The 11,047-nt window shown below is 63.5% G+C and carries 15 protein-coding genes and 3 tRNA genes; all 18 read left to right on the top strand.

The genetic code is table 11. The annotated features are described in order from the left end of the window. A partial coding sequence (locus tag IV088_RS17145) for an anthranilate synthase component I family protein (protein ID WP_291104648.1) occupies window positions 1-1,040 on the top strand: 1,040 nt, incomplete at its 5' end. Window positions 1,041-1,159: 119 nt separating this feature from the next. Continuing rightward, window positions 1,160-1,732, top strand: coding sequence for an aminodeoxychorismate/anthranilate synthase component II (locus tag IV088_RS17140; protein WP_291104657.1), 573 nt, complete (start codon window positions 1,160-1,162; stop codon window positions 1,730-1,732). Further along, window positions 1,729-2,802: a low-specificity L-threonine aldolase gene (gene ltaE, locus IV088_RS17135; protein ID WP_291104645.1), complete on the top strand. Its 1,074-nt coding sequence runs from the start codon at window positions 1,729-1,731 to the stop codon at window positions 2,800-2,802. Before IV088_RS17140 ends, ltaE begins: the two co-directional genes overlap by 4 nt. A gap of 20 nt (window positions 2,803-2,822) precedes the next feature. After that, window positions 2,823-3,476: a LysE family translocator gene (locus IV088_RS17130; protein WP_291104643.1), complete on the top strand. Its 654-nt coding sequence runs from the start codon at window positions 2,823-2,825 to the stop codon at window positions 3,474-3,476. 15 nt (window positions 3,477-3,491) lie between these two features. Continuing rightward, a complete protein-coding gene (gene trpD, locus IV088_RS17125; RefSeq protein ID WP_291104638.1) occupies window positions 3,492-4,559 on the top strand; it encodes an anthranilate phosphoribosyltransferase in 1,068 nt (355 codons plus the stop codon). Between the two features lie 8 nt (window positions 4,560-4,567). Next, complete coding sequence (locus tag IV088_RS17120; protein WP_291104635.1) at window positions 4,568-4,708, top strand: hypothetical protein; 141 nt, start codon at window positions 4,568-4,570, stop codon at window positions 4,706-4,708. Next, window positions 4,705-5,505 carry an indole-3-glycerol phosphate synthase TrpC gene (gene trpC / locus IV088_RS17115; protein ID WP_291104632.1) on the top strand — a complete coding sequence of 267 codons (801 nt, stop codon included), beginning with the start codon at window positions 4,705-4,707 and terminating at the stop codon, window positions 5,503-5,505. The genes IV088_RS17120 and trpC overlap by 4 nt, the downstream gene beginning before the upstream one ends. Before the next feature lie 45 nt (window positions 5,506-5,550). After that, window positions 5,551-6,297, top strand: a complete 747-nt coding sequence (locus tag IV088_RS17110; protein WP_291104654.1) for a uracil-DNA glycosylase — start codon at window positions 5,551-5,553, stop codon at window positions 6,295-6,297. 16 nt (window positions 6,298-6,313) lie between these two features. Next, window positions 6,314-6,399 (top strand) — tRNA-Tyr (locus tag IV088_RS17105). A gap of 73 nt (window positions 6,400-6,472) precedes the next feature. Then, window positions 6,473-6,546, top strand: a tRNA-Gly gene (locus IV088_RS17100). 78 nt (window positions 6,547-6,624) lie between these two features. Then, window positions 6,625-6,699, top strand: a tRNA-Thr gene (locus IV088_RS17095). A gap of 52 nt (window positions 6,700-6,751) precedes the next feature. After that, complete coding sequence (tuf, locus tag IV088_RS17090; protein ID WP_236963341.1) at window positions 6,752-7,942, top strand: elongation factor Tu; 1,191 nt, start codon at window positions 6,752-6,754, stop codon at window positions 7,940-7,942. 11 nt (window positions 7,943-7,953) lie between these two features. Continuing rightward, window positions 7,954-8,268, top strand: a complete 315-nt coding sequence (gene rpsJ, locus IV088_RS17085; RefSeq protein WP_068174613.1) for a 30S ribosomal protein S10 — start codon at window positions 7,954-7,956, stop codon at window positions 8,266-8,268. 209 nt (window positions 8,269-8,477) lie between these two features. Further along, complete coding sequence (gene rplC, locus IV088_RS17080) at window positions 8,478-9,149, top strand: 50S ribosomal protein L3 (RefSeq protein WP_291104628.1); 672 nt, start codon at window positions 8,478-8,480, stop codon at window positions 9,147-9,149. Next, window positions 9,149-9,769 carry a 50S ribosomal protein L4 gene (gene rplD, locus IV088_RS17075; RefSeq protein ID WP_056266799.1) on the top strand — a complete coding sequence of 207 codons (621 nt, stop codon included), beginning with the start codon at window positions 9,149-9,151 and terminating at the stop codon, window positions 9,767-9,769. Before rplC ends, rplD begins: the two co-directional genes overlap by 1 nt. Then, window positions 9,766-10,080 carry a 50S ribosomal protein L23 gene (rplW, locus tag IV088_RS17070; RefSeq protein WP_056266794.1) on the top strand — a complete coding sequence of 105 codons (315 nt, stop codon included), beginning with the start codon at window positions 9,766-9,768 and terminating at the stop codon, window positions 10,078-10,080. The genes rplD and rplW overlap by 4 nt, the downstream gene beginning before the upstream one ends. 2 nt (window positions 10,081-10,082) lie before the next feature. Next, entirely contained in the window at window positions 10,083-10,907 is an 825-nt protein-coding gene (gene rplB, locus IV088_RS17065; RefSeq protein WP_291104625.1) for a 50S ribosomal protein L2, read from the top strand. A gap of 12 nt (window positions 10,908-10,919) precedes the next feature. Further along, window positions 10,920-11,047: ribosomal protein S19 family protein (locus tag IV088_RS17060; protein WP_291104651.1), on the top strand; the 128-nt coding region annotated here is incomplete at its 3' end.

Raw genomic sequence — 11,047 nt, 5'->3', positions numbered from 1 at the left:
CGCCCGACATCCTGCTGCTGCAGTGCGAGGAACTGGCGGTCATCGACAACCTCTCAGGCAAGCTTTACCTGATCGTCTACGCCGACCCGGCCCAGCCCGAGGCCTACGCCAACGCCAAGAAGCGGGTGCGTGAGCTGAAAGAGGCGCTGAAATACTCGGTGAGCGCGCCGGTGGTCAAGCCCAGCCAGAGCTACCCGGCCGAGCGCGATTTCGCCAAGGCCGACTACATTGCCGCCGTGGAGCGCGCCAAGGAGCTGATCGCCGGCGGCGACTTCATGCAGGTGCAGGTGGGTCAGCGCATCAAGAAGCGCTACACCGAAAGCCCGCTCAGCCTGTACCGCGCCCTGCGTTCGCTGAACCCTTCGCCCTACATGTATTACTACCACTTCGGCGACTTCCACGTGGTGGGCGCCTCCCCTGAAATCCTGGTGCGCCAGGAACAGGTGGACGAGGGTCAGAAAGTGATCATCCGACCCTTGGCGGGTACCCGCCCGCGCGGCGCCACGCCCGAGAAGGACAAGGCGACCGAGGTTGAACTGGTGAACGACCCGAAAGAGCGGGCCGAACACGTGATGCTGATCGACCTGGCGCGCAACGACATCGGCCGCATCGCGAAGATCGGCAGCGTGAAGGTGACCGAGGCCTTTGCGGTCGAGCGCTACAGCCACGTGATGCACATCGTGAGCAACGTCGAAGGCACGCTGCTGGACGGCATGACGAACATGGACGTGTTGAAAGCCACTTTCCCGGCCGGCACGCTGACCGGCGCGCCCAAGGTGCACGCGATGGAGCTGATCGACCAGTTGGAGCCCACCAAGCGCGGGCTCTACGGCGGCGCCTGTGGTTACCTCAGCTACGCCGGCGACATGGACGTGGCCATCGCCATCCGCACCGGCATCATCAAGGACCAGATGCTCTACGTGCAGGCGGCAGCGGGTGTGGTCGCTGATTCCATTCCCGAAATGGAATGGAGGGAAACCGAACACAAGGCCCGCGCGCTGCTGCGTGCGGCGGAGCTGGTGGAAGAAGGGCTGGAGTGAACGCCATGACGAAGAAAATCCAAAACATGAACGACGCCGGGCCGCCCCAAGGCGTTCAAGCCCCCTCGGGGGGCAGCGGACCACGCGCAGCGGGGGAGAGTGGGGGCGTCAAGGTTTTGATGGTCGACAACTACGACTCCTTCACCTACAACATCGTGCAGTACTTCGGTGAGCTCGGTGCCGACGTGACCGTGGTGCGCAACGACGAGATCACTGTCGACGAGATCCAGCGCCGTGTGGACGCGGGGCAGGTTGACCGTCTGGTGATCTCCCCCGGCCCGTGCTCGCCGGCCGAAGCCGGCATCTCGGTCGCGGCGATCCAGCATTTCGCGGGCAAGCTGCCCATCCTCGGCGTGTGCCTGGGCCACCAGAGCATCGGCGCGGCCTTTGGCGGCAAGATCATCCGTGCGCAGGAGCTGATGCACGGCAAGACCAGCGTCATCTCCACCACGCAGGAAGGCGTGTTCGCCCACCTGCCCGAGCAGTTCACGGTGAATCGCTACCACTCGCTGGCCATTGAGCGCGAGAGCTGCCCCGACTGCCTGAAAGTCACGGCCTGGACGCCCGACGGCGAGATCATGGGCGTGAAGCACAAGACCCTGGCCATCGAAGGCGTGCAGTTCCACCCCGAAAGCATCCTCACCGAGCACGGCCATGCGATGTTGAAAAATTTCCTGGAGCAGACCGCATGAAGACCATTGACCTGCGCAGCGACACCGTCACGCAGCCGACCGAGGCGATGCGCGCCGCCATGATGGCCGCGCCCCTGGGCGACGACGTGTTCGGCGACGACCCCACCGTCAACGCGCTGCAGGAGCGCATTGCAGCCATCACCGGCAAAGCCGCCGCGCTGTTCATGCCCTCGGGCACGCAGAGCAACCTCTGCGGCATCCTGGCGCACTGCGGCCGGGGCGACGAGTACATCGTCGGCCAGCTGGCCCACACCTACCGCTACGAAGGCGGTGGCGCGGCGGTGTTTGGCAGCGTGCAGCCGCAGCCGCTGTTGCAGGACGCACAGGGGCGCATGGCGCTGGCCGACATCGCTGCCGCCATCAAGCCCGACGATCCGCACTTCGCGCGCACCCGCCTGCTGTGTCTGGAAAACACCTGGAACGGCCACGTGATGCCCGATGAGTACCTGCGCGGGGCCACGGCGCTGGCGCGTGAACACGGGCTGGCCACGCACCTGGACGGCGCACGGGTGTTCAATGCGGCGGTCGCTTCGGCCGCGGCAGGGCAGGGCGCCTTCGACCGCCTGCGCGAGATCGCCGACCAGTTCGACAGCCTTTCGGTCTGTTTCAGCAAAGGCCTGGGCGCACCGGTGGGCTCCGCGTTGTGTGGTTCAAAGGAGCTGATCCAGAGTGCTCGCCGTCTCCGCAAGATGGCCGGTGGCGGCTTGCGCCAGGCGGGGCTGCTGGCCGCCTGCGCACTGCACGCACTGGACCACCACGTGGACCGGCTTGCCGACGACCACGCCAACGCGCGACGGCTCGCGGAAGGTCTTCAGGGCCTTGAGGGTCTGGCGGTTCGCTCGGCGCAAACCAACATCGTGTTCGTCGATGTCGCCGAAGGCCGTGGCCCGGCGCTGCTGGATTTTCTGAAAGCGAATGGCGTGCTGGCCACGGGCCTGATCGGCCTGCGCTTCGTGACCCATCTCGATGTGGACACGGCGGGCATTGATCACGCCATCGCCACCGTGCGCCGATTCTTCGCCGAAGCCCCCGCTGCGCCGGCCGGCGCGGGGCGCACCGGCCCCTACTGAACACCCGACAGGAGCGCACCGTGCCCGACACCCCGCAACTCCTGATGTTCATTGCGGCAGGCTGGCTGCTCAACCTCACGCCCGGGCCCGATGTGCTCTACATCGTGAGCAGCGCCCTGAAGCACGGCGTGCGTGCCGGCATCGTCGCCGCGCTGGGCATCGTCAGCGGCTGTTTCGTCCATGTGTTCGCTGCCGCGCTGGGTGTGGGCGCGCTGCTCGCCACCTCGGCCACGGCCTTCACGGTGCTCAAGTGGATCGGCGCCGCTTATTTGATGTGGATGGGCGTCAAGCTGTTGCTGGCCAAGGGCGGAGGCTCGTCCATCGTCCCGTCCGGTGCAGCCCCGGTTCGTGAGCCGGCTGATCTGCGCCGCGTTTACCTGAGAGGCTTTCTCACCAACGTGCTCAATCCCAAGGTCGCGCTGTTTTTCCTGGCGTTTGTGCCTCAGTTCATCGCGCCTGGCACGCCCGACAAGGTGGTGGCCTTCCTGCTGCTGGGCCTGCTGTTCAACCTCAACTCGCTGCCCATCAACTTCGGTTACGCCTGGCTCGCCGGCTGGGCCTCGCGCCGCGTGGGCGCCGTGCAGCGCACCATGCACTGGATGGACCGCGCGGCCGGCGCCATGTTCGTCGGCTTTGGCCTGAAGCTCGCCCTGTCGGACAATCCTTCTCGCTGACCCTTGGAGACACCCATGCCCCACACCCACAAGATCACACCGCAGGAAGCCCTGCAGCGCACCATCGAACACCGCGAAATCTTCCACGACGAGATGCTGCACCTGATGCGCCTGATCATGAGTGGCGAGATGTCGCCGGTGATGATGGCAGCCCTCATCACCGGGCTTCGCGTGAAGAAGGAAACCATCGGCGAAATCACCGCCGCCGCGCAGGTGATGCGCGAGTTCTCCACCAAGGTGCATGTGGCCGACAAGGCCCACCTGGTGGACATCGTGGGCACCGGTGGCGACGGCTCGCACACCTTCAACATCTCCACCTGCTCCATGTTCGTGGCCGCGGCCGCGGGCGCCAAGGTCAGCAAACACGGCGGGCGCAGCGTGTCCAGCAAGAGCGGCAGCGCCGATGTGCTGGAGAGCCTGGGCATCAACATCAACCTTTCCCCCGACGCCATCGCGCGATGCATCGCGCAGGTGGGTGTGGGTTTCATGTTCGCGCCGAACCACCATCCGGCCATGAAAAACGTGGCGCCGGTGCGCCGCGAGCTGGGCATGAAGACCATCTTCAACATCCTCGGTCCGCTCACCAACCCGGCCTCGGCACCGAACATCCTGATGGGCGTGTTCCACCCCGATCTGGTCGGTATCCAGGTGCGCGCGCTGCAGCGCCTGGGTGCCGAACACGCCGTGGTGGTCTATGGCCGCGACGGCATGGACGAGGTGTCGCTCGGCGCGGGAACCATGGTGGGCGAGTTGAAGCATGGCGAGATCACCGAATACGAGGTGCATCCGGAGGACTTCGGCATGACCATGGCCAGCAGCCGCACCTTGCGGGTGGAAACGCCCGAGGCCTCCAAGGCGATGCTGGTGGGCGTGTTGGACAACAGCGATGACCCGGCCCTCAAGGCCGCGAAAGACATCGTGGCGCTCAACGCCGGTGTGGCGCTGTACGCCGCCAATGTGGCCGCGGACATCAAGGAGGGCATCGGGCTGGCCCGTCGTGCCGTCGAATCCGGCGCCGCCGCCCGGAAGTTGCGCGATCTGACGGATTTCACCCAAGCCGCCACGGCCAGCACCGGCCCCTGAGACCCATCATGCCCGTCTGGTTGCAAAACGAAGGCGCCTGGATCGCCATCGGCGTCTCGTTGCTGTTCATCGTGGCCGGTGTGTTGATACACCGCGTCATCAAGAAGGTGCTGCAAGCGCCACCACCCCCGGAAAACAAAAGATCATGAGCGACATCCTGAACAAGATCGTGGCCGTCAAGCACGAAGAAATCGCTGCCGCCCAACGCAAGAAGCCACTCGACATGGTGCGTTTCGACGCAGAAAGCCGTGTGCTCACGCGCGACTTCGAAGGTGCCTTGCGGCAAAAAATCGCCGCCGGCCAGGCTGCGGTGATCGCCGAGATCAAGAAAGCCAGCCCGAGCAAGGGTGTGCTGCGCGCAGACTTCATCCCGGCCGACATCGCCCAGAGCTACGCCGAAGGCGATGGCAAAGTCAGCGCGGCCTGCCTGTCGGTGCTGACCGACAAGCAGTTCTTCCAGGGCAGTTCGGACTACCTGAAGCAGGCCCGTGCCAGTTGCGACCTGCCGGTGCTGCGCAAGGACTTCATGGTGGACCCCTACCAGGTGTACGAAGCCCGCTCCATGGGGGCAGACGCCATTCTGCTGATCGCCGCCTGTCTGGACGACGCGCAAATGGCCGATCTGGAAGCGCTGGCGCTGGGCCTGAACATGGCGGTGCTGGTCGAAGTGCACGACCGTGCCGAATTGCAGCGCGCGCTGAAACTCAAGACGCCGCTGCTCGGCATCAACAACCGCAACCTGCGAACGTTTGACGTGACGCTGCAGACCACGCTGGACATGCTCTCCGACGTGCCGGCCGACCGCCTGCTGATCACCGAGTCGGGCATTCTGGGCCGTGACGACGTCACGAAGATGCGTGCTGCGGGCGTGCACGCCTTCCTGGTGGGCGAGGCTTTCATGCGCGCGCCGGAGCCCGGGTTGGCGTTGGCCGAGCTGTTTGCCTGAGTGACCGTGACACAGACCGCCTTCGACTGGGATGCTGCCGCGCCCCTGCAGGGTGTCGATCGGCTCCGGCGTGCAGACCCGAGCACATGGGCGGCCGACCCGGGCTGGGCCGATGTGCTCACTGATTTCTGGTCCTCCGAGGCTGGGCGGACGTTGGTGGGGTTTTTACGCCGACGCCTGGATGAAGGTGCCGTGGTGTATCCACCACAACCGCTCCGAGGGCTGGAACTGACGGCCCCGGAGGAGATTCGGGTGGTGATTCTGGGACAGGACCCCTACCACGGCCCTGGGCAGGCCGAGGGTCTCGCGTTTTCTGTCGCGCCGGGGGTCAAGGTGCCGCCGAGCCTGCGCAACATCTTCAAGGAGCAACGGCGCGACCTGAGCCTGCCGGTGCCAGGGAGCGGCTCGCTGGTCGGCTGGGCGCGCCAGGGGGTGCTGTTGCTCAACACCTGCCTGACCGTGGAAGATGGACGGCCCGCCAGCCACGCGGGTCAAGGTTGGGAGGTGCTCACTGACGCTGTGATCCGTCGCTGCAGTGCGTTCGGCCCGCCCAAGGTCTTCATGCTCTGGGGCGCCCACGCCCAGAAGAAGGCGCAGGACATCGACCGAGAGCGCCACCTGGTGTTGTGTTCCAACCATCCTTCCCCCTTGTCAGCGAGTCGCGGTCCCGTCCCGTTCCTGGGTTGTGGCCACTTTGGCGAGGCCAACCGCTGGTTGCGTGCCAAGGGCTTGCCGGAAGTCTCTTGGAAGTCAGTGGAGGAAGCTGACATGGCGGCAAAAACCGTGGCATAATGTTGGGCTGCATTACGGAGGGGTGGCCGAGTGGTTAAAGGCAGCAGACTGTAAATCTGCCCGCTAACGCGTACGCTGGTTCGAATCCAGCCCCCTCCACCAGCAGCCTTTTTGATGTGCGAGCGATTGGAATCAAAGCGCTCTGAATGTTTCGGGTTGTTCCGAAAGGGTTCGGGCGGGAGTAGTTCAATGGTAGAACTCCAGCCTTCCAAGCTGATCACGCGGGTTCGATTCCCGTCTCCCGCTCCATGTCTGTGGGTTGTGATGTCCGTCCTTGAGGCGGCGATTTGATTTTCTGGGATGCCTGGTCGTTGGCTGGGTGTCTTGGCCCTTGTGGCTCAGTGGTAGAGCACTCCCTTGGTAAGGGAGAGGTCGCGGGTCCGATTCCCGCCAAGGGCACCAGTTGTTTGCAAGTGTTTTGGTTGTTTCGGCAGTTTTGATTTGGAGCTGAAAAATGGCAAAAGAGAAATTTGAGCGGACCAAGCCGCACGTGAACGTGGGCACCATTGGTCACGTGGACCATGGCAAGACGACGTTGACGGCAGCCATCACCACCGTGCTGGCATCCAAGTTCGGTGGCGCGGCCAAGGCCTACGACCAGATCGATGCGGCTCCGGAAGAAAAAGCCCGCGGCATCACCATCAACACCGCCCACGTGGAATACGAGACGGCCAACCGCCACTACGCCCACGTCGACTGCCCCGGCCACGCTGACTATGTGAAGAACATGATCACCGGTGCCGCCCAGATGGACGGCGCCATCCTGGTGTGCTCGGCCGCTGACGGCCCCATGCCCCAGACCCGCGAGCACATCCTGCTGGCCCGTCAGGTGGGTGTGCCTTACATCATCGTGTTCCTGAACAAGTGCGACATGGTGGACGATGCCGAGCTGCTCGAGCTCGTCGAAATGGAAGTGCGCGAACTGCTCGACAAGTACGACTTCCCTGGCGACAAGACCCCCATCGTGCACGGCTCTGCCAAGCTCGCCCTCGAAGGCGACAAGGGTCCGCTGGGCGAAGAGGCCATCATGAAGCTGGCCGAGGCGCTGGACACCTACATTCCCCTGCCTGAGCGCGCTGTGGACGGCGCCTTCCTGATGCCTGTGGAAGACGTGTTCTCGATCTCGGGTCGCGGCACCGTGGTGACCGGTCGTATCGAGCGCGGCATCATCAAGGTCGGCGAAGAAATCGAGATCGTCGGCATTGCTGACACCCAGAAGACGACCTGCACGGGCGTGGAAATGTTCCGCAAGCTGCTGGACCAGGGTCAGGCTGGCGACAACGTCGGTATCCTGCTGCGCGGCACCAAGCGCGAAGACGTGCAGCGCGGCCAGGTGCTGTGCAAGCCCGGCTCGATCAAGCCGCACACGCACTTCACCGGCGAGATCTACGTGCTGTCCAAAGACGAAGGTGGCCGTCACACGCCGTTCTTCAACAACTACCGCCCGCAGTTCTACTTCCGCACGACGGACGTGACCGGTGCCATCGAGTTGCCCGAAGGCAAAGAGATGGTGATGCCGGGTGACAACGTGTCGATCACGGTCAAGCTGATCAACCCCATCGCCATGGAAGAAGGCCTGCGCTTCGCCATCCGCGAAGGTGGTCGCACCGTCGGCGCCGGTGTCGTTGCCAAGATCATTGCGTAAGGAGCACACACATGTCTTCCAAGCAAAAGATCCGCATCCGCCTGAAAGCGTTTGACTACAAACTGATCGACACCTCGGCCGCCGAGATCGTGGATACCGCCAAGCGCACCGGTGCGATCGTCAAGGGCCCCGTGCCCCTGCCAACCCGCATGAAGCGTTTCGACATCCTGCGTTCGCCGCACGTCAACAAAACCTCGCGCGATCAGCTGGAAATTCGCACGCACCAGCGCCTGATGGACATCGTCGATCCGACCGACAAGACGGTCGATGCCCTCATGAAGCTGGACCTGCCGGCTGGCGTGGACGTCGAAATCAAGCTGCAGTGATGCGGTTGGCAAGCTCCGTGTCTGCGGGGCTTGCGCAAAAAGAGCCCGCTGGTTATACTGGCGGGCTTTCGGGCTTCTTGTCCGAGAGATATTCGTTTTTCGGCGCTATCCAATCGGGTATGCCTTAACAACGTGTCGCAGCGGTGCCGCAAGGCGCTGACGGGCACACCATCAGCCCCGGCCAATTGAAGTCGGGAACGGAGAAAACAATGAGTCTTAGCAACTCCCTCGGGTTGTTGGGTCGCAAGGTGGGCATGATGCGTCTGTTCACCGATGACGGGGACGCAGTGCCTGTCACGGTGGTCGATGTGTCCAACAACCGTGTGACGCAAGTGAAAACCCAAGCCAACGATGGCTACGATGCGCTGCAGGTCACCTTTGGTGCCCGCCGTGCCTCCCGCGTCACCAAGCCCATTGCGGGCCACCTGGCCAAGGCCGGTGTTGAAGCGGGTGAAATCATCCAGGAATTCCGTGTCGCTGCCGACGTGGCCGCCCAGTACCAGCCCGGTGCTGTGGTCGCTGCCAATGTGGTGTTCGCGGCTGGCCAGAAGGTGGACGTGCAAGGCACTTCCATCGGTAAAGGCTTCGCTGGCACCATCAAGCGCCACAACTTCAAATCCCAGCGCGCGTCGCACGGCAACAGCCGTTCGCACAACGTGCCAGGTTCCATCTCCATGGCCCAGGATCCGGGTCGCGTGTTTCCGGGCAAGAAGATGACCGGTCACATGGGCGATGACACCAAGACCATTCAGAACCTCGACATCGTGCGCGTGGACGAAGCCCGTCAACTGCTCATGATCCGTGGCGCTGTGCCCGGCTCGAACGGCGGTTTCCTGACCGTGCGTCCTGCCATCAAGGCCAAATCCAAGGGAGCAAACTGATGCAAGTTGAACTCCTGAACGACCAGGGTCAGTCATCGTCCAACGTGGACGTGCCTGAGACCGTGTTTGGTCGCGATTACAACGAAGCCCTGATCCACCAACTCGTGGTGGCTTACCAGGCGAACGCCCGTCAAGGCACGCGTGCACAAAAAGACCGTCAGATGGTCAAGCACTCGACCAAGAAGCCGTTCAAGCAAAAAGGCACGGGCCGCGCCCGCGCCGGTATGACGTCTTCGCCCCTGTGGCGTGGCGGTGGTCGGATTTTCCCGAACAGCCCGGACGAGAACTTCACCCAGAAGATCAACAAGAAGATGTACCGCGCCGGCATGGCGTCCATCTTCTCGCAGCTGGTGCGTGAAGGCCGTCTGGCCGTGGTCGACTCCATGAAGGTGGACTCGCCCAAGACCAAGCAGCTGGCCGACAAGTTCAAGGCCATGAACCTGCAATCGGTTCTGGTGATCGCCGAAGAAGTCGACGAGAACCTGTACCTCGCCTCGCGCAACCTGCCCAACGTGCTGGTGGTCGAGCCGCGTTACGCCGATCCGCTGTCGCTGGTGCATTACAAGAAGGTCATCGTCACCAAGGCGGCGATTGACCAGCTCAAGGAGATGTTCGCATGAGCGTCACAAAATACGACGAAGGCCGCCTGATGCAGGTCCTCGTGGCACCGATCGTGTCCGAGAAGGCCACCCAGGTCGCCGAGCAGACCAACGCCGTGATGTTCAAGGTGTTGCGCGATGCTTCCAAGCCCGAGATCAAGGCCGCTGTTGAACTGATGTTCAAGGTCCAGGTCAAGGGCGTGTCCGTGCTCAACCAAAAAGGCAAGGCCAAACGCTTCGGCAAAACGGTGGGTCGTCGCGACCACGTTCGCAAGGCGTATGTGACCCTCATGCCGGGTCAAGAGCTGAACTTCGGCGGGGAGGGCGTTTAATCATGGCAGTCATCAAGATGAAACCCACCTCACCAGGCCGTCGCGGCATGGTGAAGGTCACGCGTGACCACCTGCACAAGGGTGACGGTTACGCGCCGCTGTTGGAACCCCAGCATCAGAAGGCTGGCCGCAACAACAACGGTCACATCACGGTTCGCCACAAGGGCGGCGGTGCCAAGCACCACTACCGCGTGGTCGACTTCCGTCGCAACAAGGACAACATCCCGGCCAAGGTCGAGCGCATCGAATACGACCCGAACCGCACGGCGCACATCGCGCTGCTGTGCTACGCCGACGGTGAGCGCCGCTACATCATTGCCCCCCGTGGCATTGAGCCGGGTGCCACGTTGCTGTCCGGCTCGGAGTCGCCGATCCGTGTCGGCAACACCCTGCCGATCCGCAACATCCCCGTGGGCTCCACCATCCACTGCATCGAGCTGCAAGTCGGCAAGGGCGCGCAAATCGCCCGTTCCGCTGGCGCTTCGGCCGTGTTGCTGGCTCGCGAAGGCATCTACGCCCAGGTCCGCATGCGGTCTGGCGAGGTGCGCAAGGTCCACGTGGACTGCCGCGCCACCATTGGTGAAGTCTCCAACACCGAGCACAGCCTGCGTCAGCTGGGCAAGGCCGGTGTGAAGCGTCACATGGGCATCCGTCCGACCGTTCGCGGTACCGCGATGAACCCGATCGACCACCCGCACGGTGGTGGTGAAGGCAAGACCGGCGAAGGCCGCGCTCCGGTGGATCCGTGGGGCAACCTGACCAAGGGTTACCGCACCCGCAACAACCGCCGCACGCAGTCGATGATCGTCTCGCGTCGCAAGAAGTAAAGGGTTGACAACATGACTCGCTCACTCAAAAAAGGCCCCTTCGTTGACCATCACCTGATGGCCAAAGTGGAGAAGGCCGTGTCCACCAAGGACAAAAAGCCCGTCAAGACCTGGTCGCGTCGCTCGATGATCCTGCCCGA

The organism is Hydrogenophaga sp. (assembly GCF_018780075.1).
Classification (GTDB): Bacteria; Pseudomonadota; Gammaproteobacteria; order Burkholderiales; family Burkholderiaceae_C; genus Hydrogenophaga.
This window is presented reverse-complemented; position numbering and strand designations above follow the sequence as displayed.

What these genes read in the sequence shown, in the direction of transcription:
- IV088_RS17140 (WP_291104657.1), top strand. Translation starts at nt 1,160, where the DNA reads ATGGTCGACAACTACGACTCCTTCACCTACAACATCGTGCAGTACTTC.
- ltaE (WP_291104645.1), top strand. Translation starts at nt 1,729, where the DNA reads ATGAAGACCATTGACCTGCGCAGCGACACCGTCACGCAGCCGACCGAG.
- trpD (WP_291104638.1), top strand. Translation starts at nt 3,492, where the DNA reads ATGCCCCACACCCACAAGATCACACCGCAGGAAGCCCTGCAGCGCACC.
- IV088_RS17120 (WP_291104635.1), top strand. Translation starts at nt 4,568, where the DNA reads ATGCCCGTCTGGTTGCAAAACGAAGGCGCCTGGATCGCCATCGGCGTC.
- trpC (WP_291104632.1), top strand. Translation starts at nt 4,705, where the DNA reads ATGAGCGACATCCTGAACAAGATCGTGGCCGTCAAGCACGAAGAAATC.
- tuf (WP_236963341.1), top strand. Translation starts at nt 6,752, where the DNA reads ATGGCAAAAGAGAAATTTGAGCGGACCAAGCCGCACGTGAACGTGGGC.
- rpsJ (WP_068174613.1), top strand. Translation starts at nt 7,954, where the DNA reads ATGTCTTCCAAGCAAAAGATCCGCATCCGCCTGAAAGCGTTTGACTAC.
- rplC (WP_291104628.1), top strand. Translation starts at nt 8,478, where the DNA reads ATGAGTCTTAGCAACTCCCTCGGGTTGTTGGGTCGCAAGGTGGGCATG.
- rplD (WP_056266799.1), top strand. Translation starts at nt 9,149, where the DNA reads ATGCAAGTTGAACTCCTGAACGACCAGGGTCAGTCATCGTCCAACGTG.
- rplW (WP_056266794.1), top strand. Translation starts at nt 9,766, where the DNA reads ATGAGCGTCACAAAATACGACGAAGGCCGCCTGATGCAGGTCCTCGTG.
- rplB (WP_291104625.1), top strand. Translation starts at nt 10,083, where the DNA reads ATGGCAGTCATCAAGATGAAACCCACCTCACCAGGCCGTCGCGGCATG.